Annotated in this window: 21 protein-coding genes; 10 read left to right on the top strand and 11 right to left on the bottom strand. The window is 42.2% G+C overall.

What is annotated here, in order from left to right:
• The first annotated feature begins 220 nt into the window (after positions 1 to 220).
• Together U0035_RS17300 and U0035_RS17295 are read left to right on the top strand one after the other, a co-directional pair.
• Positions 221 to 1,240 (top strand): tetratricopeptide repeat protein, encoded by a 1,020-nt coding sequence (locus U0035_RS17300; RefSeq protein ID WP_114792452.1) that lies wholly within the window; start codon positions 221 to 223, stop codon positions 1,238 to 1,240.
• 239 nt (positions 1,241 to 1,479) lie between these two features.
• Complete coding sequence (locus U0035_RS17295) at positions 1,480 to 3,264, top strand: AMP-dependent synthetase/ligase (protein ID WP_114792451.1); 1,785 nt, start codon at positions 1,480 to 1,482, stop codon at positions 3,262 to 3,264.
• 23 nt (positions 3,265 to 3,287) lie between these two features.
• On the opposite strand, the gene U0035_RS17290 is transcribed toward U0035_RS17295, so the two are convergent.
• From U0035_RS17290 to U0035_RS17275, 4 genes are all read right to left on the bottom strand, one after another.
• Positions 3,288 to 3,509 (bottom strand): hypothetical protein, encoded by a 222-nt coding sequence (locus tag U0035_RS17290; protein WP_114792450.1) that lies wholly within the window; start codon positions 3,507 to 3,509, stop codon positions 3,288 to 3,290.
• A gap of 91 nt (positions 3,510 to 3,600) precedes the next feature.
• On the bottom strand, positions 3,601 to 4,113 hold the full coding sequence (locus tag U0035_RS17285; RefSeq protein WP_114792449.1) for a hypothetical protein: 513 nt from the start codon (positions 4,111 to 4,113) through the stop codon (positions 3,601 to 3,603).
• Between the two features lie 177 nt (positions 4,114 to 4,290).
• Complete coding sequence (locus U0035_RS17280) at positions 4,291 to 6,747, bottom strand: outer membrane beta-barrel protein (RefSeq protein ID WP_114792448.1); 2,457 nt, start codon at positions 6,745 to 6,747, stop codon at positions 4,291 to 4,293.
• A gap of 220 nt (positions 6,748 to 6,967) precedes the next feature.
• Positions 6,968 to 9,409: an outer membrane beta-barrel family protein gene (locus tag U0035_RS17275; RefSeq protein WP_114792447.1), complete on the bottom strand. Its 2,442-nt coding sequence runs from the start codon at positions 9,407 to 9,409 to the stop codon at positions 6,968 to 6,970.
• 292 nt (positions 9,410 to 9,701) lie between these two features.
• On the opposite strand from U0035_RS17275, the gene gcvH reads away from it, so the two are divergent.
• A complete protein-coding gene (gene gcvH, locus U0035_RS17270; RefSeq protein WP_114792445.1) occupies positions 9,702 to 10,079 on the top strand; it encodes a glycine cleavage system protein GcvH in 378 nt (125 codons plus the stop codon).
• A 26-nt stretch (positions 10,080 to 10,105) separates the two neighbouring features.
• Positions 10,106 to 10,489 carry a VanZ family protein gene (locus U0035_RS17265; protein WP_114792444.1) on the top strand — a complete coding sequence of 128 codons (384 nt, stop codon included), beginning with the start codon at positions 10,106 to 10,108 and terminating at the stop codon, positions 10,487 to 10,489.
• A 207-nt stretch (positions 10,490 to 10,696) separates the two neighbouring features.
• Here U0035_RS17265 and U0035_RS17260 read toward each other — a convergent pair whose 3' ends face one another.
• The 5 genes from U0035_RS17260 to U0035_RS17240 all read right to left on the bottom strand — a co-directional run bounded on the left by U0035_RS17260 (position 10,697) and on the right by U0035_RS17240 (position 15,638).
• Positions 10,697 to 11,311 (bottom strand): hypothetical protein, encoded by a 615-nt coding sequence (locus tag U0035_RS17260; RefSeq protein ID WP_114792443.1) that lies wholly within the window; start codon positions 11,309 to 11,311, stop codon positions 10,697 to 10,699.
• 117 nt (positions 11,312 to 11,428) lie between these two features.
• On the bottom strand, positions 11,429 to 11,641 hold the full coding sequence (locus U0035_RS17255; RefSeq protein ID WP_114792442.1) for a hypothetical protein: 213 nt from the start codon (positions 11,639 to 11,641) through the stop codon (positions 11,429 to 11,431).
• Between the two features lie 19 nt (positions 11,642 to 11,660).
• A complete protein-coding gene (locus U0035_RS17250; protein ID WP_114792441.1) occupies positions 11,661 to 12,788 on the bottom strand; it encodes an ATP-binding protein in 1,128 nt (375 codons plus the stop codon).
• Positions 12,789 to 12,949: 161 nt separating this feature from the next.
• A complete protein-coding gene (gene typA / locus U0035_RS17245) occupies positions 12,950 to 14,758 on the bottom strand; it encodes a translational GTPase TypA (protein WP_114792440.1) in 1,809 nt (602 codons plus the stop codon).
• Between the two features lie 187 nt (positions 14,759 to 14,945).
• Positions 14,946 to 15,638, bottom strand: a complete 693-nt coding sequence (locus tag U0035_RS17240) for a Bax inhibitor-1/YccA family protein (RefSeq protein WP_114792439.1) — start codon at positions 15,636 to 15,638, stop codon at positions 14,946 to 14,948.
• Positions 15,639 to 15,712: 74 nt separating this feature from the next.
• On the opposite strand from U0035_RS17240, the gene U0035_RS17235 reads away from it, so the two are divergent.
• The 3 genes from U0035_RS17235 to U0035_RS17225 all read left to right on the top strand — a co-directional run bounded on the left by U0035_RS17235 (position 15,713) and on the right by U0035_RS17225 (position 17,963).
• Positions 15,713 to 16,252 (top strand): Crp/Fnr family transcriptional regulator, encoded by a 540-nt coding sequence (locus U0035_RS17235; RefSeq protein WP_114792438.1) that lies wholly within the window; start codon positions 15,713 to 15,715, stop codon positions 16,250 to 16,252.
• Positions 16,253 to 16,296: 44 nt separating this feature from the next.
• Positions 16,297 to 16,839 carry a DinB family protein gene (locus U0035_RS17230; protein WP_211316514.1) on the top strand — a complete coding sequence of 181 codons (543 nt, stop codon included), beginning with the start codon at positions 16,297 to 16,299 and terminating at the stop codon, positions 16,837 to 16,839.
• Between the two features lie 218 nt (positions 16,840 to 17,057).
• Positions 17,058 to 17,963, top strand: a complete 906-nt coding sequence (locus U0035_RS17225; protein WP_114792437.1) for a lytic transglycosylase domain-containing protein — start codon at positions 17,058 to 17,060, stop codon at positions 17,961 to 17,963.
• Between the two features lie 5 nt (positions 17,964 to 17,968).
• Here the strand turns inward: U0035_RS17225 and U0035_RS17220 are convergent, their stop codons facing one another.
• Together U0035_RS17220 and U0035_RS17215 are read right to left on the bottom strand one after the other, a co-directional pair.
• On the bottom strand, positions 17,969 to 19,210 hold the full coding sequence (locus tag U0035_RS17220; RefSeq protein WP_114792484.1) for an MFS transporter: 1,242 nt from the start codon (positions 19,208 to 19,210) through the stop codon (positions 17,969 to 17,971).
• Between the two features lie 101 nt (positions 19,211 to 19,311).
• The gene (locus U0035_RS17215) at positions 19,312 to 20,094 is read right to left on the bottom strand and encodes a M90 family metallopeptidase (protein WP_114792436.1); all 783 of its coding nucleotides are present in this window, start codon (positions 20,092 to 20,094) and stop codon (positions 19,312 to 19,314) included.
• Between the two features lie 176 nt (positions 20,095 to 20,270).
• On the opposite strand from U0035_RS17215, the gene U0035_RS17210 reads away from it, so the two are divergent.
• The 3 genes from U0035_RS17210 (at position 20,271) to U0035_RS17200 (ending at position 24,971) form a co-directional block, all read left to right on the top strand.
• Positions 20,271 to 22,169 carry a beta-N-acetylhexosaminidase gene (locus U0035_RS17210; protein ID WP_114792435.1) on the top strand — a complete coding sequence of 633 codons (1,899 nt, stop codon included), beginning with the start codon at positions 20,271 to 20,273 and terminating at the stop codon, positions 22,167 to 22,169.
• Positions 22,170 to 22,583: 414 nt separating this feature from the next.
• Positions 22,584 to 24,263, top strand: a complete 1,680-nt coding sequence (locus tag U0035_RS17205) for a GMC oxidoreductase (RefSeq protein WP_114792434.1) — start codon at positions 22,584 to 22,586, stop codon at positions 24,261 to 24,263.
• 48 nt (positions 24,264 to 24,311) lie between these two features.
• A complete protein-coding gene (locus U0035_RS17200; RefSeq protein WP_114792433.1) occupies positions 24,312 to 24,971 on the top strand; it encodes a gluconate 2-dehydrogenase subunit 3 family protein in 660 nt (219 codons plus the stop codon).
• The last annotated feature ends 3 nt before the right edge of the window (positions 24,972 to 24,974 follow it).

The raw sequence follows: 24,974 nt of genomic DNA, 5'->3' as shown, positions 1-24,974 counted from the left end.
TAATACTTACAAATGTAGCTTTCTACCCATAAAAAGCATTCGCTTTCAAAATGTTTTAACATTCAAACATTTACGAATATTCAATAATCGCCCCAAAAAAGCCGGTTCAAAGAAAATTTTCCGAACCTGCCACCCTTTCGCCTACTTTTGCATCTTAAATCGGCAAAGCTGTTTTTTTCGGCTTGCTTTTTGCGTTTTTAGGTATCAAAATTTGTATTGAATGAAAAAATTATTTGTAACAGGCTTATTTATATCTGCTTGTATAACATTAACTGCACAAAATACTATTTCTTCCGAGCGTCAGCGTGCCCGCAACTTTATGCAATCCGGCGACCTTGACAATGCGGTACTGGTATTAACCAAAGCCAGCGAGAGCAACAAAAATGACGTCGATCTGCAAAAAGATCTCGCGCAGGCCTACTATTATAAAAAAGATTACACAAAGGCCCTGGAAACCATTAAACCGGTAATTGCAAGCCCCGATTGCGATCCTTCGGCTTACCAACTGGCTGGCAATGTTTATAAGGCACAGGAAAACTATAAAGAGGCGGAAAGAATGTACAAGGAAGGGTTGAAAGACTTTCCTAACAATGGTCCACTGCATAACGATTATGGTGAATTATTAGATATACTCAAAAATCCTTTGGGTGCTATTGACCAATGGCAAAAAGGTATACAGGCCGCACCATCGTACGGGGGCAATTACTACAATGCCGCTGTTTATTATTATAAACAACAGGATGATAAAATATGGGCGATCATTTATGGTGAGATTTATGCCAATATGGAAAGCTTAAATCCAAAATCCAACAGTATTAAGAAAATGGTGCTGGATGCCTATAAACAAAAGTTATTTATCTCCAATAACCTGAAGGCGGATGCGGCCAACCAGAAAAATGCTTTTGCGAGAGCTGTAATAGAAACTTTTGCAAAACAATCGGGCATATCAGCACAAGGTATCACCCCGGAAAGCCTTGCTATGATCCGCACCCGTTTTATATTAGACTGGAACGCATCGTATGCTAAAAACTATCCTTTCCGTTTATTCGACTATCATCAGCAGTTGATGAAAGATGGACTGTTTGATGCTTATAACCAGTGGATGTTTGGCCCCGTAGATAACCAGGCAGGTTTTGAAAAATGGGTACAGGCCCACAAAGAAGAATATGATAAATTCACAGCTTTTCACACTTCCAGGATATTTAAAATGCCTGCCGGACAAACTTATGCTCTTAAATAAAAATCACCGACATAATAAAAAAACCACCTGTCATACAGGTGGTTTTTTTATGTATTATAGCCGGATATTGGGCCGCCAAAGCAAGTTATTCTTAACTATTTTTCTTAACTTGTCTATCAAATAATTGAATGCTTTATGTATGAACCTGCCATGACCCGATTAATTATTACCCGGGCTGGTAAAGAATAATTCATCATCGCATTTTTCGTTAGCCATAAGAAAAAATAAAAAACATTGGAATGAATTACCCCGAATACCGATTGTTTGACGCCGTAAGCCATCAGCTGAAAAATTTCCCCAAGCAGGACATGCTCAATGCAAAGGAGAAAGGCCAATGGAAAGCTTACGCTACACAGGATGTAGCTGACCTTGCCAATCGGCTCTCTGCAGGGCTCCTGGCAAAAGGCGTGAGTGGCAATAATTTTACGCCGGAGGGCAGCGATAAAATAGCCATCATCAGTAACAACAGGCCGGAGTGGATCTTTACCGATCTGGCAGTCCAGCAAATTGGGGCTATTCTTATTCCGATGTATCCCACTACCAGCACACAAGAGCTGGAATATATCCTGAATGAGTCGGAGGCTAAATATATTTTTGTCAGCAGCGAAGAACTGCTTACTAAAATACAATCTCTAAAAAGTGATTATTTAAAAGGCATTTACACTTTCGCTAAAATTGAGGGAGCGGCGCATTATTCTGAATTACTGAACCTGGCTTCCGAAGAACTGTTGCAACAGGTAGAAACTACTAAACAGGAAATTCCCAATACCCATATAGCTACTATTATTTATACCAGCGGCACCACCGGCACCCCTAAGGGGGTGATGCTGAGCCATAGCAATATTATTAGTAATGTTTTTTTCTCAAAAGCCAGTTTCCCTTTTCCCGATCAGCCGCAGACTAAAGTGCTGAGCTTTTTACCGCTAAACCATATTTTCGAAAAAATGGTAAGCTATATCTACCTGTTCAGCGGCATATCTATTTATTATGCAGAAAGCCTGGAAACCATTGCTGATAATTTAAAAGAAATAAAACCTGATGGCTTTACAACAGTACCTCGTCTACTGGAAAAAGTATACGAGAAAATAATGGCCAAGGGCAATGAATTAAGCGGCATCAAAAAATCTCTATTTGCCTGGAGCGTAGCGCTGGGCTTAAAGTATGATAACCGAAAGCCCCCGGGAGGCTTGTATTCTTTTAAACTCAATATTGCCAGGAAGCTGGTATTCAGCAAATGGCGGGAAGCTCTTGGAGGAAATATCAGCTTTATCATTACAGGTGGTGCGGCGGCCTCTGAAAAACTGCTGCGTATCTTTAATGCAGCAGGCATTCCTATATACGAAGGTTATGGACCAACCGAAAACAGCCCGGTAATATGTGTAAACCGTAAGCAGAACAATGAAACCTTCTTTGGCACTGTAGGTCCACCTATTGATGGCATCGAGGTAAAATTAGCAGAAGATAACGAGATCCTGGTGAAAGGCGCCAGTGTAATGCTAGGCTACTATAAACACCCGGAGTTAACAGCGGAAGTTATTAAAGACGGATGGCTGCATACGGGAGATATAGGCACTATCATCGAAGATCGCTTCTACAAAATAACAGATCGCAAGAAAGAGTTATTTAAAACCAGCGGCGGCAAATATGTGGCGCCACAGCCTATCGAAAACAAAATGAAGGAAAGCAAATTTATTGAGCAGATCATCGTTTTAGGCAGTGAAAGGAAATTTGTAAGTGCTTTGATCATTCCCTCTTTTACTGCTGTCAGGGATTGGATGAAGGAAAATGGCATACCTGAAATGAGCAATTCGGAAATGGTTGCCAATCAAAAAGTACATGACCTTTTCCGGTCAGTGATTGATCATCATAATGTCAACTTCAATCATGTAGAGCAAATTAAAAAGTTTGCCCTGCTACCGGCCGAATGGAGTGTGGACGGTGGAGAAATGACGCCTAAAATGAGTCTGAAACGTAAGGTGATCATCGAAAAGTATAAAAATAATATTGAAGATATATATGCATAGAGCAATTGCTCTATGCACCTTTACTACATATTATCATCATGCCTCTTGCTCGCATCTTCCTTGTTCTCGTTACTTTCCATCACTTTACTCCCTTTTTGCATCAAAGAAGATACCGGCCCTTCCATATCCTCCTGCGGATCTGTTTTACCTAATGTTTCAGGATCAGGCTTTACCGCTGCGTCTTCATGCTCGTTATTTTTCTTGCTCTTTTTCAGTTCTTCGTCTTTTAAATTTTTGTTTTCCATATTCAAGAGTTTTTATGTTATAAATAAATAAGCCAAAATAGCTTATGATCAATGCTTCATGCATGATAAGACAATTATCATACCTATTTGTCTATCGCTCCAGCGTGATAAAAACATCCCCTGCCTGCGTTCCTGAGGCCATGTTACTTTTATTGATAATAATGATGTAAGTTCCTCTTTGCTTTATATCATACACCAGCTGCTGCCCGTACGGACCATCCATACTCCCATCGGGTCTTATAACCTGGCTGATACGGATGTTAGCATCTGGCTTACTATGTGTAATGCTCACCCTCAATTGCCCCACATCCAGATCGGTTACTGATAAACGAATGGATTGCATATCGGAGGTAATAGTTCGCTGAAGGCGGGTGACAGGCAAAGTTTCTGCGGGAACAGTTACCTGTATCACAGGATCATCCCCTGGCACCACGGCAGAAATGGTATCAGCCGAAGTAATACTATCCAGTACTATAATGGAATCTCTTGCAGCAGTTACACCGGCAAGAGAATCGCTATCTGATCCGGTTTTACCCAGGTTAGATACATTATTACAGCCCAACAACCAACCCGCTGATATTAAAAAAAGTAAAGGGTATTTCATCTGTTTATATTATTTTTTAATGGCCGGATGTGATTAGCCCGCTCAACATTCATTGGGAGTATCAAAAATTCCAAGGCTCATTTCATACCCTATTTAATGCAAAAAAGTTGCCAACAATAGCTGGCAACTTTTACTAAACCCTGCCTGCGGCAGGCAGGCAACAAAACTAAGCTTTTATTACTGCTGACCGGTGCCACCGGGAGTGCCTCCACCATCGCCAGTACGTTTGTTTTCTTCTTCCAAACCGGTTTTGCGTTGTCTGGCTGCTTTAACCTGTGCGCTACCGAACCGGTAAGTAAAGTTGATTTTAAACTGGCGCGATTCCCAGTTAGCACCCACCCTGTTTATAGCACCTGCATAATTGGCATCACCCCTGAAACGCATGGTTTTGAAAATATCGCTCACACTTGCCTTGACAGTTCCCTTACCTTGCAGAATCGTTTTTTGCATACCTGCATCCACAAAGCCCATTGCCTTGCTTCTGAAGATACCCTGCCAGATAGAAGGAGAAATATAAAGACCGGTAAGTTCGGCAGTCCATGTTTTGGCAAACTTATACGATCCCTGCGTATAGATCGTATAACTAAACACTTCTTCATGGATATCCCTGGCTCCGCCTCCGAAGTTGGCCTTATAAATCGAATAATTGGAATTAAGATTAGAGAAAAGCGTAAACGCTTTATAGCTGAAAGGATAGCTAACATTCAGACTGATCACATCCTGTGTAGCCAGGTTACGGGTAATCTGGAAAGATTTACTTGCCTCCGTTGTATCCAGTATCTGCGCAAACATGTCTTTGATATGGCTATAGTTCAAAGTAGTGTTCAGTTTGTATTTGAATGTATGCGTAATACCAAAACTATTCGTGTACTGAGGTCTCAGGTAAGGATTACCCTGCTGGTACGTATAGTCGTTTAAAGCAAACCTGAATGGATTGAGGTTACTGTAGTTAGGCCTGTCGATGCGACGGCTGAAGGTAAAATTCCACTGGCTCATCGGGTTCTTATTGAAAGTAATAGCCGCACTCGGGAACAGGTCTGTGTAGCTTCTCTTTACCGTAGAATCAGGTGCCACCTCGCTGGAGGAAACTCCGTTTGAATTGGTATTCTCACCTCTCAGTCCTACCTGGATCATAAATCCTTTAAACTGGCGGTTGTAATTTACATATAGTGCATTTACATTTTCTGTATAGTCAAATACATTAGAGGAATTAATATCAAGCAGCTCCTTAGGGCCATTAGCATCAAAACGGTTAAAATTATTGAAGGACTCAACAAAACCAATTTTAGTACCATAGCTCAGCTTACCTTTCTTGAAGTTCTGCTCCCAATCCGCCTTAAACGAGTAAATATTGATATCCGTTGGCGTAATCAGGCGATATATATTTCTTGATACTTCTGTAGCGTGATCTCCGGTATAGTAAATATTAGGTATATACTGGTTGGTATAGTTTTCATAACGCCCGTAATCTAAATCTATATTCAATTGACGGCCGGCTGTGTCTGCATATTTATAGTTAACGTTGGCATTATAGTTTTTCCGGTCGCCTTCCATTACCGGGTTCGCTTCCAGAATACGGTCGGTAGATTCACCTCTGGGTGTTATAGTCATCGGCCCCGCCGTTTTATTGGTATTATCAGAAATATTACCGCTTAAGATAACACCCAAAGTGTTTTTAGTATTCAGATAATAATCCATACCAGCTTTGAAACCATGGGCCTGCCTCTCACTTTTCATATTGGATAGCTGATCGAAAATCGTATCCACAGCACCATTAGCACCCTTGATCTCCCTGTATAGAGTAAGCTTATTATAATTCAGCCCGTTGCTGTAATTATAGTTACCGAAGTAGTTAGCTTTTTTGCTACGATGATTGAGTGATATACCTCCGTTATACTTACCAAATACACCTACATTGTAGCCTGCATTAACCGTTCCGTTGGTACCCAGGGCTTTGTCTTTTTTCAATTTGATATTGATAATACCTGCGTTACCGGAAGCCTCGTAACGGGCACCGGGATTAGTGATCAGCTCGATACTTTCAATGCTTGATGACTGTAAGGAACGGAGATAGTTAGCCAAATCACTGCCTTTTAAAGGACTGGGCTTACCATCAATATATACTTCTACGCCATTTTTGCCAGACATGCTGATATTATCATCTTTATCTACCAAAACACCCGGCGATCTTCTTAAAAGATCAATACCATCATTACCGGTGGCGTTCACGGTCCCTTCTACATTCACTACCATTTTGTCTGCCTTAACCTCTATCAGCGGGCGTCTTGCGGTAACCACCACCGCCGACATTTCAGTAGCTACTTTGGACAATGCAATGGCCGGTACAGTTTTATCAGTTCCCGCAAGTTCAAAAGCAGCGCTGTAGGCCTTTGTGTAACCCACAGCTGTTGCCAATACCAAATACTTTCCTGGTTCAATGTGCTCAAACGCGTAGCTGCCGCTTTTATCGGAAGCATTGAGCTTTGCAATCGAGCTGTCTGCTGCTTTCAATAAGGTAACAGTGGCCGCATTTAATGGTTTATTATCCGCATCTTTAACGGTTCCGGATATTTTTTGCGCGTTCGCAGTGGTTTGTAGTACACTTAAACATAAGATCAACACTAGAATTCTCATAAAAAAACTTTGATTTGATAATTTCGATCTGCAAACCTATTTGTAAAAAAGAACCTGTAAAAGCAGTTGCCGATAAATGGTAAAAAAACTCGGTTAAATGGCAATAGTTACCGGTTAAACATCTTAAACGGCTGTCACCGGTACCTCATATGTGAAAATTTGGTTATAAATAAAAAACTGCCGTTGATGCGGCAGTTTAAGAAAAACATATAGCAGAGTTCTAATTCCCCCCGCTTTTTACACGGTTCTGCTCATCGCCGGCGCCACCTGTACGTCTTCTGGTAGGCGCTACTTTATTATTTCCAAACCTGTAATTAAAAGTGAGCGTAAACTGACGGCTATCCCGCTTATTCTCAATATCAACATCCACATCACTATACTTGGCGTACCCGTTAAAAATCTGTGTCCTGAAAATATCTCTTACACCCAGTTTTACGGTTCCTTTCTTTTTCAGCACTTCCTTCGCAAGGGCGGCATTCAACGCTCCCATCTGCCCGCTTACCATCAATCCCTCCATAAACCGGGTACCATACCATCCGCTGATCTCAGAAGACCATCCTTTACCATATGTAAATGTATTGGACATATTTCCCATAAACCCTGTCATCTGGATATCAACGGGGTCATTGCGTTTGCCGTTACTATAGATACCTGTATAATGATTATTGAATACGTTCGCATACAAATTTAAAGTCCACCATTTTACTACCGGCATATTTAAGGAAACGGCTAAACCCAACTGTTTCATTTTACTGAAATTTTCTTTGGTTTGAAAAGTGATCTTATTCTCAGTATCCTGCTTCAGCATTTCGGCAATAATATCGTTGGTTTGCGTATAATTGATAGTAGTAGTTAATACCCTTTTAAATGTATGGCTCAACTCCAGGTTATTCGTAAACTGCGGTTGCAGATAGGGATTACCCTGGCCATAGGTTAAAGAGTCGAGAAAAAACACGAACGGGTTCAGATCATCGTAGTCGGGTCGGGTAATACGGCGGCTATAGCTCAGGCTCAGCTGGTGTGTTTCACTTGCATTAAATGTTACGCCTGCATTGGGGAAAAGGTTGGTATAATTTCTTGAAAAAGACGAATCATTTTGCATCTGATGTCCTTTCGCAACCGTATTCTCCACTCTCAGGCCGGCGGTTAGCTCCCATTTTTTAATGGTGGAAGAAAAGATCGCATAAGCTGCGTTAATATTCTCTTTATAGATAAAATGATTGCTGCGTTTCACATCGTTCATCCAGTCCATACTGTCTTTCCGGGTGTACATGACCCGGTTATCAGTATTTACAAAGCTTGATTTAAGCCCTGCTTCAACCTTTAAGAATTTAGATAAAGATTTTACATAATCTATTTTACCGCTATAGATATTGATCTCCGAGGGTATATCTCCTAAAAGAAAAATATCTATATAAGATTGTTGTCCAGCAGCATTAAGAGGCTTGGTTAATAAATAGGTATTGCCCTGGTTCTTATAATAAGCCTGATCAAGATCAACACTCAGTTCATGCCCTGCCGAATCGAAAGTATGCTTATAATTAAGATTGGTAGAAATATTACTGGAATTTGTTTCGTTTATCGCCAAGGACCTGATTCTAGATTCTATATCATCCGCTGCGTCACGTAAATTGGAGTTGCTGTTTTGCGTTTCCTTCCAATTACCAAAATTCCCGTTCACTACCACACCCGCTACGTTTTTACTATCGAAGTAGTAATCCATGCCTATTTTGGCATTATGATAATCGCCACCGTTGCTTCTTTCCGAAACCTGGTCGGAGGAGCCTTTGAGTGTGGTGTTATCTTCTGCTAAAAACTTCCTGTCTAAAATAAGTGTACTCTTATTAGCCCAATGTCCGCCATTGTAACTACCAAAAAGATTGACCTTATTGTTCCGGTAATTAAGATTCAAGCCTCCGTTATAGCGCGAGTAAAACCCATTGGCATAGTTTAAGTTGGCATTTCCGTTCATACCCTTAATAGTACCCTTTTTGGTCCTGATATTGATAATACCCGAATTCCCTGCTGCATCATATTTAGCCGGAGGATTCGTCATAATTTCAATCTTATCCAGCCCGCTCGCCTGCAAACTTCGTAAGAAAGCAGCCAACTGCGTAGCACTCATATAGGTAGGCTTATCATCTATCAACACCAAAACACCTGCTTTACCTTTCACACTGATATTTCCGTCATTGTCTACCGAGACACCTGGTGATTTTTCCAGTATCTCCAGAACATTCAAACCTGCATTGGTTGGCGATGCATCTACATTGACAATTGTTTTGCCCGCCTTCACTTCTACCATCGGCCGTTTAGCAGTAACCACCACTCCGGCCATCTGTGTACTATTTTTTTCCAATACGATATCCTGTTCACTGTCCTGAGTCGTTTTATGAGCAATAAGCGGAGAATACATTGATATATAGCCCACATTAGTTGCCAGGATCAGGTACTGACCTTCTCCTGTTTTTTCGAACCGGTAAGCGCCATCCCTATCTGTAATACTCATTTTTACTAAAGAAGAGTCGGCAGCTTTTAAAAGGGACACAGATACATTAGGTAATGGTTTAGTCTCAGCATCGGTGATTTTTCCGTTTATCGTTTGGGCGCTGGCCCAACACGCGGTACCGGTAAAAAACAGTGATAAAAATAATGATCGCATAAAATTGGTTTGTGCAGCAAAGCTATCCTCACCCCCATCCGTTGCAAAGCATTTTACGGTAAATGGTATAAAACGCCCGTTAAAAGTGATGAAACAACATTTAAATGGTTTGGCAGCATTCTGCTTTCACTATGAATCGGATAAAATGTATAAATGTTACAGATGCCAAAAAATAAATATTCAACCCGTTTATCAGACTAACAGGCCGGATTACAAAAAAAGTGTTAGTTTCAAAATAAATTCAATGCTTTTACCCATATTTGTATTTCAAAAATTAAACAATTAAATAGCTATGAGTTATCCTGATACATTGCGCTACACCAAAGACCACGAATGGATTAAGCTGGAAGGTAATATTGCGACCATAGGCATTACAGACTTTGCGCAGCGTGAGTTGGGCGACATTGTTTTTGTTGAGGTAGAAACAATAGGAAAAGCGCTAAAAGCAAACGAAGTTTTTGGCACCGTGGAAGCTGTTAAAACAGTATCTGACTTATACCTGCCCGTAGACGGAACGATCAATGAGTTAAATCCGGCTTTGGGTAATGCGCCTGAACTGGTAAATACAGACCCTTATGGTGAGGGATGGATGATAAAAATGACGGTAGACAATCCTGCCGATGTAGATGGCTTGCTGGATGCTGCAGGTTATGAAGCCGTGACGGGATAATCTGCTCCTTTATTAAAAACAATGTTTTGAAAAAATTATTGCATAGTTTTTGGCCGGCCCTTTTTTGGTCGGCCATTGTTATTTTCCTGCTCTCCATACCTGGTTCTGACCTTCCGGACGAATCATCTTTTCTGAGTATTCCTCATTTTGACAAATGGGTTCATTTGGGCATTTTCGCCCTCTTCGTAATATTATGGTGCTGGGCACTTAGTTTAAAGAAGAACCGCAGGAACCTGACCCGTAGTTTTATATGGGTTACCCTGGGCGGCATCGTACTGGGATACCTGATGGAATTGGCTCAAAAATACCTGGTATCTAACCGCGATTATGACCTTTGGGATGTGGTTGCCGACAGTGCCGGCGCCATCATCGGTTTGCTCTTCAGCCTTAGAGTGTTTACAAAAAAATAGACCCCTGTGGAAACAGGGGTCGCAACCAAAACTAACTGCTTATGAGAAAATTGACTATCTTAAATCTTATACATTAAAAACGCACAAGACAATTTTTTATTTTGTGAGACTTGTTAAAGTAATTTAAAAGCCTTTTTAAATTACTTCTGTGAATAAAGAGCTATATAAATAATAGCAGAAACTATGCCAATTTCATCAATAACCAGGCTATTTAAAAAAACCCTGAATTAAGTCGGCGATACCGCCACCGCCTTGCCGCTGAGCTTGTTGCTGGGTTTGCGACTGCCGGCTAATAGCGCCTGCAATATCTGACAGGTCCACTTTACCGTCGCCATTGGTATCAGCTCCTAATTGCCCTATGAGCCCTTGTAAATCAATACCATTTGTTTGAGGAGCTGCTTTACTGCCGCCAGTTAATTCGCCGATTAAATTATTCAGGTTAAATCCGGCATTAGCTGGATCGTTACTGCGGGTATTGCTAACTAAACTGTTTAGAACGCCGGGAATAATATTATTAGCCACCGTGTTGGCAACAGCAGGACTAAGGTTCATCTTTTTCATCAGGTTATTAGCCAGATGCCCTACCATCATACTGGTAATGGGGTTACCCAGTATACCATTACGTCCCTGGGACTGGTCGCCGGAAAACATGGAGATAATGTTTTGCAAACCGCCGCCACTCAGCATATTTTGGAGGCCACCGGTTATGGTGCTGGCAGCTTCCATCATAACCTCGTTATTTCTCTCGTTGGGAACTTCAGTGTTTTGTACCACAGATTGTTGACCTTGTTGTTTAACCAGGTCCAGGATTTGCTCAAGCATTTGGATAATATTTTAAAGTGATTAAAAAACGGATGATCTATTGCAGGGCAATTTGTAACTATTTCCTGTACCACTTTAAAAAAATCGACTAATGCTATCTTTTATTCCACGAATTGGTTATTTGCGGGCCGCCTTCTCACCCTTCCACCAACGATATCCCACAATACCAATGACCAAGAGAGGAATAAAAGCCAGGTAAATGATACCACTGTTCATGCCATGAGCCGGCCCGTCACCCAACTGCTGCGCTGTTTTGGTACAAATAGAACATTGTGCAAAAACACCTAACCCTGACAACAAAAAAATAAAAATTACAATAATCCTTTTCATCAGGAGGCAAAATTACGCTTTATGTAATGTATGGCAGGTAATTATTTTGATGAATAACCTGGAAACCGGAGCCCGCATAAGCTTTCGCAAACGCTGCAGGTATTTTAACCGGCTTCTCTTTCCATTTTGTTTCAAGAGCCTCTATCACATTATTCTCCTCCTCAATTAAATCTATCTCCTGCTGATCATAAGTTCTCCAATAATAACTATTCACGATCCGCGATTGATAGCTGTTATATTTCGTTCGCTCACTTAAAATATAATTTTCCCAGAGCAAACCAACGTCCTGCCGCAATGGCAATAAACTAAAATTGTTCGAAAGTGCATTGCGTACCCCATTGTCTGCAAAATACCAGCGGTTACTTTTCACAATCTCCTTACGAAGATTTCTGCTATACCCACCCCGCTTGTAAATAACAAACACTTTGCTTAACAGATCAAGATAACGCTCCACCGTATTTTTACTCATTCCCAGATCTCTTCCTAACTCTTCCAGGGATACATCCTTGCCAATCTGGAAGGCCAGCAGCATTAGCAGGTCTTTCATTTTTTGCGGGTTCCGGATATCTTCAAAAGCTAATATATCTTTTAGCAGGTAAGTATTCACCAGCTCCCTGAGGTATTGCTGCTTTTCCGGAATGGATGACATCCCCAGGACTTCAGGATAGCTGCCAAAAATCAGGCGATCTGCCAGGTTTTGTTGGGTTTGTAACGCATTTTCTGTTGCACTCAACTCCATTTGAGCCACCGGGTACATGATATTGGTTATAGTACGCCCCACCAGCGGTTCCCCGGCTGTTTGCTGAAGATCAAAGCTGCTCGAACCTGTAATGATGATGTGCAGGGGCTTTATTTCGTCGATCATTAACTTCACCTTCCTCCCTATATCCGGTATATATTGTGCTTCATCAATGATCAGCAGTTTTTTGCTCATTAAAAGCCGCCGGTAATTGGCAACTGTTCTTTCCTTTAAAATAAGCTCAGTATCCTCATCTTCCCCGTTCAGCCAAAGGCAATCGCCCGAAAAGTGTTCTTTTATTTTTAACAGCAACTCTGTTTTCCCAACGCGCCTGGCGCCTACCAGCAGTGAGACTTTCTGCCTGGCACAGTCTGACAGTATTTTATTAAACAGGGCTCGTTGCAGCATAACCCAAAGATAAGCAAACTGACGGAATTTACATTAATTTCGTCATTATACTGACGGAATTTACAATAATTAAGTCACTATACTGACGGAATTTTCATTTTAAAGATAAAAAAATCCCGGCATTAGCCGGGATTTCCCTTATAAACATTTGAATGATAATATTATGCTTCAGCAGCCATCTTCTTAGCCTGCCTGTTACGCTCGATCTCATCCAGTATTACTTTACGCATACGGATAAAGTTGGGTGTAACCTCAATACACTCATCATGCTGGATATACTCCATACACTCTTCCAGGGTCAATAATGTTTTGGGAGCAATACGGGTAGCATCATCGCTACCGCTTGCACGGTGGTTGGTTAGTTTCTTCTCCTCTGTAGCATTAACGATCAGGTCACCCGGCTTAATGTTTTCCGCCAGGATCTGACCAGCATAAACTTCTTCACCCGGATCTACAAAGAAAGTGCCCCGGTCCTGTAATTTATCAATAGAATAGCCGGTAGTTTTGCCCTGGTTCTTAGAGATCAATACACCGTTATTTCTTCCAGGAATTGTTCCTTTCCATGGTTGATAGTCGTTAAAGCGGTGCGCCATTACAGCTTCACCCGTGGTGGCTGTCAGCATTTGTGTACGTAAACCAATCAAACCACGTGAAGGAATATCAAATTCCAGGTGCTGCATTTCCCCTTTGGTTTCCATGATCAGCATTTCACCTTTACGGCGTGTAACCAGGTCGATTACTTTGCTTGCAAACTCCTCGGGTACATCCACCACCAAGGTCTCGTATGGTTCGTATTTTTTACCGTCGATTGTTTTTACCAATACCTGCGGCTGACCCACGGTTAACTCATATCCTTCACGACGCATGGTTTCGATCAACACACCTAAGTGGAGAATACCACGGCCATACACCAGGAAGCTCTCACCACCTTCGCTTTCTTCAACGCGTAATGCCAGGTTTTTCTCCATTTCCTTGGTTAACCGGTCGCGCAGGTGACGACTGGTAACGAACTTACCGTCTTTACCATAAAAAGGAGAGTTATTGATACCAAACAACATGTTCATGGTTGGCTCATCAACGCTTATAACAGGTAATGCTTCGGGGTTTTCAACGTCTGCAATAGTATCGCCGATATTGAAATCTTCGATGCCCACCACCGCGCAAAGATCACCTGCATGCACTTCCGCTACTTTTTTCTTACCCATCCCTTCAAACACGTACAACTCTTTTACACGGGTTTTCCTGATCGATCCATCAGCCTGTACTAATGCTACCTGCTGGTTTTCTTTGATAGTACCGCGACCTACTTTACCGATAGCGATACGTCCCAGGAAAGAAGAATAATCGAGGGAAGTGATCTGCATTTGCAGTGTTCCGTGGTGAATATGTGGCGGCGGCACATGTTTAATAATACCGTCCAGTAAAGGATTGATATTGTCGATCTCCGTTAAAGAGTCGTTGAACCAACCGTTTTTACCCGAGCCGTAGTAGGTAGGGAAATCCAGCTGCTCTTCTGTAGCATCCAGGTGGAAAAACAGGTCGAACACCGCATCATGTACTTCATCAGGACGACAGTTCGGTTTATCAACCTTATTAATTACTACAATGGGTTTTAACCCAAGGGCTAAAGCTTTCTGCAGTACGAAACGTGTTTGCGGCATGGGTCCCTCAAAGGCATCCACTAAAAGAATTACACCATCAGCCATTTTCAACACCCGCTCTACCTCACCGCCGAAATCGGCGTGACCTGGGGTATCTATCACATTGATTTTTATATCATTGTAAGTTACAGCCGCGTTCTTACTAAAAATAGTAATACCACGCTCGCGTTCCAGGTCGTTGCTATCCATGATCAGCTCGCCCGTGTCCTGGTTATCGCGGAACACCTTGGTAGCGTGTAATATTTTATCTACCAGGGTAGTTTTACCGTGGTCTACGTGTGCTATAATAGCTATGTTTCTTAAATTCATGCCTTGGGGTTGAAATATGGAGGTTTTTAAGAACTATTGAAAAAACAGACCTCCCTCAAAAAAACCGCAAAGGTATGGCTTTTAATCAGCTAAACCTAAAACAGGCTAGTATTAATATACAGATAACTTTAAATGATAAAGCCCCGCCAGTATAACTAACAGGGCCTCATTGTATTAAAATGAGCGATTAGTCTCTTCTGGACATTAAAATCCTCAAAATATACCAAAACAGCAGCATTACCGAAGAAAAAAGCTGTAAAGCGGCGCCTACATATTGACCGGTAGCATATTTATTTTTGATCTCGCTGGTTTGGTACAAAATACTCCCTGCAGCCAGCGCCACCATTGCAACAGAGAACCACAGACCGAGGTTAAAACCGAAAATAGCGCCGGCAACGATTAATCCTAAAGCCACGAAACCACCAATTACCAGTGCTGACCTTAAAAATGAGAAATCCTTTTTGGTCATAAAAACCACCGCGGTAAGCCCGCCAAACATAAACAGGGTAATTACAGCTGCCTGTTGAACTATAGCGCCGCTATCGGTCATTACCAATGCGATATAGAGAATCGGAAGGAAGATGATAGCTTCCAGCAACACAAACAACCCCAGGCCGAGGTATTGCGTATTCCGGCTCACAGAAAAAGCAAGCTTATCGGCCAGCATGCTACCCAACCAAAACAGCCCGATAATAAACAGCCAGATAAACTTACCGGATATCATTTGTAAAATAAGTTCTTCGGGCACCGCTCTTAACAGAAAACCTTCAACAACTATAAAGGATAGAATAGCCATTGCTACATGCAGATAGGTTTTTTTGTAAAAAACGGCTCTTTCTACATCACTGGCCTCTGATACCAGCATTATATCTTCATTCATAAATTAGTATTTTGCTGGTGAAATTAGAAAATACATTTCATTCAACAATAGAGTAATTATTAAAAGGTTGCCTGATGTCACTTTCTCCCGCCAATATAGCAGCATTATTGGATGCCAACGGTTTATTCGAAAAGACCATTTTTCTGGAAAGAGGCGATTTCCTTAAGAAAGCAGGCTCTACGGATACTAATATTTACTATATAGAACAAGGCAGTGTATATGCCTTTATTGTAGATGGCGAAGAGGAACGTATCGTCCGGTTTGGCTATAAGGGCAATATTATTGTGTCGCTGGATTCATTTTTAACAGAACGTCCTTCTGAATTTTATATCCAGGCTATTAAAAAATGCCGGGTGAAAACTGTAACCAAAAAATCTTTTGCCCGATTTATAGAGCAAAATGAAAAGGGCGCCGTATTATGGACAAAAATGCTGGAGAACCTGGTAGTTCAGCAGATAGAGCGCGAAAAGGATTTGCTGATACAATCGCCGCGCGAACGCTATGAGCGGGTATTCAAAAGAAGTCCGCAGCTATTTCAGGAGGTAGCGAATAAGTATATCGCGGCTTACCTGCGTATGAGCCCCGAAACATTATCCCGATTGAAAAAACGTTGACATCTGTCAATATTTTTCCAACCGGCCGGTTTCATCTTTGCAGCATGAAAATAGCATCGCATCAATTATTAAATGAATTGACAGACTTAACCAACCAGCATCTTTTTTATATTCAACAATTACAATCGTTGCCTGATCAGGCGTTGACACAAAAAGCCAGTGTAACCAGCTGGAGTGCATTGGAGTGCATCGAGCATTTAAACCGGTATGGTAATTTCTATTTACCTGAAATCAGCAAACGCATCATGGAAACCAGGACGAATGCTGCACCTGTATTTAAAAGCGGGTGGCTGGGCAACTACTTTGCTAACAGCATGTTGCCGAAGGAAAAGCTGAATAAGATGAAAACATTCGCGGCAATGAATCCTTTGAATAGCAATGTAGACCGGGCAGTAATCAACACTTTTATTCTTCAGTTGCAAACCATGCTGGATTTACTGCAACAATGCCGGAACGTCAATCTCAGTACTATAAAAACTTCTATCAGCATTTCCTCCCTGATTAGGCTGAAGCTGGGAGACACATTAAGAGTAGTGATCTACCACAACGAAAGACATGTAAAGCAAATAGAAAAAGCTATACAATAGTACCAGAAGGGCATATTCTTTGCGAATGTTTATATTTCTTCTGTAAAACTTTTATTTATTGGTCAGAAGCCTGCCTGTTGGCAGACAGGGAACCTTTGATGAAATTTTTCATCCCGATTTGGTGTAATTTCAGGATTAAAAATTTTATAAAAGGTTTGAAAAGAGGAGTATCCGGAGCGGCCGTCCCTGATCACCTAATCATTTTTTAATATAAACTAATGAAAAAAGTTGCTATTACCTGCCTGGCGTTCTTTGCAGGTGTTGGTGTTTGCTTCACTGTAATGAGCATGCTGGGCTTTAAAGGTAAACCCGAAAGAATTGAGAAAATAGCTGTCCCGGGACTATACAAAGCCCCCGCGCTGCCGGAAAACATGAGCTTTGCAGGTGAAGAAGTTCCACTGGATCGTTGGGAAATAAAAGAGCAGCTGGACAGAGAGCTTACCTACAATTACTTTCAACCACAAAATGTGATATATATTATTAAGCTGGCCGAACGTTTCTTTCCGCAGATAGAGCCGATACTTAAGGCCAACAATGTTCCCGATGATTTTAAATATTTATGTGTGGCGGAAAGCAACCTGCAAAATCTTATTTCAAAGGTGGGCGCAACGGGCTTCTGGCAGTTTATGGCCGGTACTGCCCCCGGTTACAATCTGGAGGTCAGCGGGACGGTGGATGAGCGTTACCATGTAATTAAGTCAACTGAAGCGGCCTGCAAATATTTAAAGCAGGCATATAATAAATTCGGCAACTGGACAGCTGCTGCCGCCTCCTATAATTGTGGCATGGGAGGTTACAATCAAAGGGCAACCCAACAAAGCTCCAATAATTATTACGACCTCGTGTTGCCTGAAGAAACCAACCGCTATATTTTTCGCATTCTTACCTTTAAACATTTACTTTCCAATGCAGATGAGCTGGGCTATGATATAACAGGCGGCTACCGTTATACAAATCTTAAAACAAGAACGATAAATATTAGTCAAAATATACCTAACCTGGTAAATTTTGCACGTAGTAACGGTACTACCTATAAAGTATTAAAAACACTGAATCCCTGGTTGCGCGGCAATTCTTTAACTATAAAGGGCGGTAAACCTTATCAATTAGTGCTGCCCGAATAAGGCAATTATCCGGTTTTCGCTTTCACTTTCCTGAGAAGAAGATGGAGAATCAGGAAAGATACAACCCCTGTGATCAGGTAGCTACAGCCAAGTCCCTGTTGATTTTGCGGCTGTAATGAGCCAACTACACTATAGCTTACGATAGAAGTAACAATGTACACGCCTCCACCGGTGAGTCCGCTGGCCATACCGGCCATGGCGGGAAAGCGTCCCAGGCAAAAAGCAAAATAGTTATTGAAAATAAAGCCCACACAAATATGCACTAAAAAGGCAAAGGCTAGTAAAGTGTAGATATTGTAAGAAAATGCGGCCATCCCTATCATAGCGATCGCAAAAATGAGCTGGAGCGCATTACTGATTTTGAGCTTTGGTAAAAATGCCTTATTAAGCAACGCCTTACCGATAAAGCCACCGGTCATCCAGGCCAGACCCATTAACAACGCGGCGTAACCGGCTACTACTGCCGAAAAATGCAAGCGGTGTTCTATGATAAATGCGCCGGATAAACTGAATACCATTGTTGCACCATAAGACAAACCACACATCGCAATCCCCCAGCCAAAACTTTTATCCTTTAGCATGAACCGGTAATCTTTTACAATCTGCACTCCTTTAAAGAGCCGCTTATTCTGCAAGGTTTCTCCCGAATAGATCCATTCCAACACCAGCATTACCAACGCGTACACTGCCAATGCATAAAAATTCGCCTGCCAGTTAAAATACTTCTCCAGGTAACCGCCAATAAACGGTGCAATAACCGGCGCAGAGGACCACACGATGGACATAATGCTCAGGTAGTGCTTACGTTTCTCTCCTTCATATACATCTACAAAAAAAGCCCGCTTGGCCACTACGATAAAACCGGTAGTAATTCCCTGTACAATACGCATGGCATAGATCATTTCTATCTGTCGGGTAGATACAATTACCAGGTTGCTGAAAATAAAAATAACCAGGGAGAACAGTGTAAGCCTGAACCGCCCAAAGCTATCGATCAGGCTGCCTGTAATAAATTGTGATGCTCCATAACTGATGAGAAATAATGTCAGCGTTAACTGAATGCTATGTTCCGGCTGGTGCAGGTCCTGCGCCATGTGCGGCATCGAAGGGATGTAGATATCTGTAATAAGCCCTGAAAGCGGTATCAACAAAAAGGATAACCAGGTGGCTATCTTCTTATTCGTTTCGGGTAATTGTTTTACATTTTCAAACGTGCGGGTTTGGATAATAGTTTCTGCAGTACTCATAAAAAATCTGTGCAAAAGTACAACAGACAAAAACAAGAATTGTTGAGGTATCCTTTAGTAAAAGCGTTACCTATAGCCCGTGATTCAATTATATCATGGTTTTATACCACCGCTTTCTGCCGGAAAATCTTTTCCAGCATTTCATAAAGCTCCGGATGTTTTATTTTCATTAATTGTGGTCGTTCAAAAAAATATTCGGCCGCTACCGCTAAAAACTCCTGCTGATTCGTACTTGCATACGGATTAATATCAGATTTATTGGCACGTATTTCCTTTATATTTTCATGCATAAGGTTGAGCCAGGGCATCACATATTGATGCTGAAGCAGTATTTCAGGAATCCCATCTGTAGCGCCATCGGTTTTATCGATCAGATGCACAAACTCATGGATCGCCGTATTACTCTTGTCTGTTTTATTGCTGAAACCTTCACGCAAAGCGTGCTTAGACAAGATCATGGTATTATTCATACCCCCTGTGCCTACCATACCCAATATATTTCTATCACTGCCCTGCTGTTCAAAAGATTCATTGAAAGTTTCGGGATATAAAAGCACTTCCTGCAAATTCACATATTCCCAATCGGGAAAGTGAAAAATAGGGATGACAGCGCTGGCGGCGATAAGCACCCTGTCCAAATCTTCTACATGGGCACCCACACCTGTAATAGTAGTGGTTGCCAGGAAATGTTGAACCCGTTTATCAAATGCGGCTTTTTGCTTTTCCCCAAGCGCCTTATAAAAAGCAACGTGCTCCTGTAAAAGTTCTTTATACTTTGTGGGCAATGGCTCACCTGAAAGTCTATTTTTCTCTTTAAGAGCAGAAAATCCAAAATATACAAAAAGGACGATACCTGTTAGTAGTATTATAAATTGAATGATCATAAGCGGACAGATTGCTTGATGCTTTATATTAAAAAACGCCTGCAAGATAATGATCAGGCTAATATAATTTTAGCATTTAAAAGGTCGCACCTGGATCATTTTTCCCCATCTTCGTTCCTGCCATTTGCGCAGTTTACGTATCTTCAACTATTGCTATTGCTCATAAAACATTTGGTATGACAAAAAATTTTTCTCTCACTATCCTGCTATTAACTATTTCTTTTCTAACCGTCCGATCGCAACAGCCTATAAAAATCATCCCTGAGCCTGTTTCTGTTACCGGCGGATCTGGAAGTTTTAAGCTGCCTAAGGAGATCAGGATATCCGCGCCTGCATCTACAGAGCTGGCGCAAACGTTGAAATTCCTTGAGCAAAAACTAACTACTGCTACCGGTAATACCGTTGTTACTACTACAGATGCCAATGCCGCTAACATTTCATTAGAGTTAGTGTCCGGAGATCAGCTGGGCAAAGAAGGTTATACCCTATCCGTTACACCTGCCAAAGTTTTTATAAAGGCCAACAAACCGGCCGGTCTGTTTTATGGTATTCAAAGTTTGCTGCAATTGTTGCCTCCGGCTATTGAAAGTAAACAACCAGTAGAAAATGTGAAATGGGAAATACCCGTGGTGGAAATTAAAGATCAGCCCAAACTCAGCTGGCGCGGTTTAATGCTGGACGTATCCCGGCATTTTTTTACAGTCGATGAGGTAAAGCAATATATAGACGCCATGGTTCGGTATAAATACAATATCCTTCATTTTCATTTAACGGACGATGAAGGCTGGCGTTTGGAAATAAAAAGCCTGCCCAAACTTACAAGTGTAGGCGCCTGGCGAATCAACCGCACAGGAACCTTTAATAGTTTTGGCGCGCCTGAACCCAACGAACCCAAAGCCTATGGTGGCTTTTATACGCATGAAGACATTAAGGAGTTGGTTCGGTATGCCAGCGAGCGATTTGTTAATATAATACCGGAGATAGATGTGCCGGGCCATAGCCTGGCAGCCATTGCCGCTTATCCGGAACTGTCCTGCACTCCCGGAGCCGATAAATACCAGCCCCGCTATGGACAACCCATCATGGACTGGTCGCGCGGCGCTCCGCCTATTGCGCTCTTAGATAACACCCTCTGTCCCGCCAACGAAAAGGTATACGGCTTTATGGATAAAGTGCTTACCGAAGTAGCCCAGCTTTTTCCTTTTGAATATATACATTTGGGTGGCGATGAAGCACCCCATAATTTCTGGGAAAAAAATGCGCAGGTTCAGGCATTGATGAAACGCGAAGGACTGAAGACCATCCCACAGGTACAGGCATATTTTGAAAAAAGAGTAGAACAAATTGTAAAGGCGAAAGGTAAAAAAATGATGGGATGGGATGAGGTGCTGGAAGGAGGCGTGTCACCGTCTACGGCCATTATGAGCTGGCGCGGGGAAAAAGCCGGAATAGAAGCTTCACAAAAAGGCCATTATGTGGTAATGAGTCCTACAACCTATGCTTATATTGATTATATGCAGGGCGATATGGCAGTAGAGTCCCCTGTTTATGCTAAACTATTACTGAACCAGTCGTACAAGTTTAATCCCCTGCCTAAGGGAGCGAACGCGAAATACATATTAGGTGGACAAGCCAATTTATGGACTGAACAAATTTATAATATCCGTTACGCAGAATACATGACCTGGCCACGTGGCTTTGCTATTTCCGAGTCTTTATGGTCTCCCGAGGAGAAAAAGAACTGGGATGGATTTGTAGCTAAAACTGAAGATCATTTTAAAAGACTGCAGTATGCAGAAACCAACTACTCACCTGCTATATATGATCCGGCTGTAACCGTTAAAAAACTGGCGGGTGGACAATATGCCGTTGAGCTTACTCCCGAAATAAGTGGACTGACGATGCATTACAGTTTTGATAATTCACCTCCCGATAATTTTTACCCTGCTTACAAAGAACCGCTGATCATTCCTAAAGGAGCATCACAATTACGAATCATCACCTATCGTAATAAAGAAAAAGCCGGACGTATGATGAATCTGAAAGTAGATGAATTACAAAAGCGTGTGAAGTAGCAATTCTGCCGACATTCATTTTCCCCAATAAAAAAACCCGGACAACCCTGATCCGGGTTTTTCACGGAATTAACTTAAAAGGTGCATAACTTTTTTTAAACCACATAGATACATAGCATTATGTGGCGTTTTAGAATATACAGCATTCCACTAAAGGCGGAGCATAGATCTGTGTGGTTCTTATGTTTTCTGTTTTGCGATCCCATTCTATGTGCCTATGTCCGAAGGACTCTTTGGAGTGGTTAAAAATATATGTTCAATAAAATGTCATGCACCCACCTTAAAATGAAATCGGTTTCAATTGGGAAAAAAATTATATTTTCGTCGTGCTCAGGGGAGTTTGCCTTTATTTCATGAAAGCGATCCAAGCTATTCCTTCCGTTGAGCGTAATAAAAATTAAAACGATTGAATTTATGAAGGAACAGTATTTTGATGCCATTGTTATCGGTTCGGGCATCAGCGGCGGCTGGGCTGCCAAAGAACTCTGTGAAAAAGGCTTAAAGGTTTTGATGCTGGAGCGTGGCAAGAATGTGGAGCATATTAAAGACTATGTGAATACAGCAAAAGGCCCATGGGAGTTTCCACATCATGGCAGCCTTACATTAGCCCAGAAGGAACTTTATGTTAACCGGATCAGAGGATTTGGTCCTAACGAAAAAAACCTCGATTGGTGGGCCAATGACGCTGAAACGCCGTATACTGAAGTCAAACAATTCAACTGGTTCCGGGGCTACCAGGTAGGGGGCCGTTCGTTATTGTGGGGGAAACAAACCTACCGCTGGAGTGATATTGATTTTGAAGCCAACGCCAAAGAAGGAATAGAAATTGACTGGCCCGTTCGTTATAAAGAAATCGCGCCCTGGTACGATCGTGTAGAGCAATTCATTGGAGTGAGCGGCAGCGTCGAGAACCTGCCCCAGTTACCCGACGGGCAGTTTTTACCGCCCATGGATATGAATATTGTTGAAAAAGACATAGCTGCCCGCATTAAAAAAGAGTATAACGATCAGCGACGGTTGATCATTGGCCGATGCGCTCACCTGACCGCCCCGGTACCCGGGCGAACGCCCTGTCAATACCGCAATAAATGCGAATTTGGGTGCCCGTTCGGAGGTTACTTCAGCACACAGTCTTCTACGCTTCCGGCAGCCGTTAAAACAGGTAATCTTACGCTTCGCCCTATGAGCATTGTTACACAAATACTATACGATAAGGATAAGAAAAAGGCGTCGGGTGTAGAAGTGCTGGATGCAGATACCAATCAAACTTATACTTACAAATCCAAAATAGTATTTGTGAATGCCTCCACCCTCAACAGCACCTGGTTATTGCTCAACTCGGCTACGGATATATGGCCCGGCGGCCTGGGTAGCAGCAGTGGCGCACTGGGTCATTATTTAATGGATCACCACCTGGGCTCAGGAGCCGGGGGAAGAATGGAAGGCTATGAAGATCAGTATGTATATGGTCGCAGGCCCAATGGTGTTTATATACCCCGCTACCGGAACCTGAATAATGAAAAGAGGGATTATCTCAGGGGCTTTGGTTACCAGGGCGGCGCCGCAAGAAACAGGGGCACTAAAGCTGCAGAGGAAATAGCGGTGGGTATTGCCCTAAAAGAAGCACTTACCGAGCCCGGCAACTGGGGCGTTTGGATGGGTGGCTTTGGAGAAGTGCTTCCCTATTATGAGAATGTAGTCACACTGGACAAAGAGCGGAAGGATAAATGGGGTTTAAATATTCTGGCTATAGACGCGGAGCTAAAAGATAATGAAAAAAAGATGCGGAAGGATATTGTGGAGGATGGAAAAGAAATGCTCGAAAAGGCCGGCGTGAAGGATGTGTATGGATTTGATAGAGACGGGGTAATGGGACAAGGTATACATGAAATGGGAACTGCCCGAATGGGCAATGATCCCAAAACCTCCGTATTAAATAAATGGAACCAGGTATGGGATGCACCCAACGTGTTTGTGACGGATGGCTCGTTTATGACATCAGCCGGATGTGTTAATCCCTCATTAACCTATATGGCGTTTACAGCACGTGCCGCTGACTATGCCGTAGCTGAACTTAAAAAAGGGAATCTGTAATAGTTGTCAGTTCATTACTAATTGTCTAAAATCTAACTATTAAAAATCATGAACAGAAGAGAAGCTTTAACCAGTGTTTCCGTTTTACTAGGAGGAGCTATTATTGGCGCAGAAATGTTTCTGTCCGGTTGCAAAAATCCCGCCGATTCTGCCGCCTTATTTAATACCGATGACATCACACTATTAGATGATATCGCGGAAACGATTATTCCCACCACGCCTGATTCGGGCGGCGGCAAAGCAGCCCGGGTTGGCGCGTTTATGAAGCAAATTGTAACAGACTGTTATACCAAAATAGAGCAGGATCATTTTATTAAGGGTATTGCGACATTTAAAGATGCCTGTAAAGAGCATTACAAAAAAGCATTTGGCGGTTTATCTGTTGCAGAAAAGGAAGCATTTCTGACCAGGCTGCATCAGGAAGCCAAAGCACACCAGGAAACAGACGCTTATAAAAAAGAAAAAGAACTGTTTAACCAACAACAGGAGGATTGGGTTAAAGCAGAAGAGGCCAAACATAATTTTGGCGCCGGCTACATCAAACAAAGCTATCCGCCGCACTACTTTGCCATGATGCGACAGTTAACACTTTGGGGTTACTTTTCTTCTAAAGAGGGTATGACCAAAGCGTTGCGTTATGTGGAGACCCCCGGGCGTTACGACGGGGCATTTCCTTATAAAAAAGGAGATAAAGCCTGGGCACTTTAAATT

This window comes from Niabella yanshanensis, from assembly GCF_034424215.1.
GTDB lineage: Bacteria > Bacteroidota > Bacteroidia > Chitinophagales > Chitinophagaceae > Niabella > Niabella yanshanensis.
Note: the sequence above shows the minus strand (reverse complement) of the source record. Positions and strands in the feature narration are given on the sequence as shown.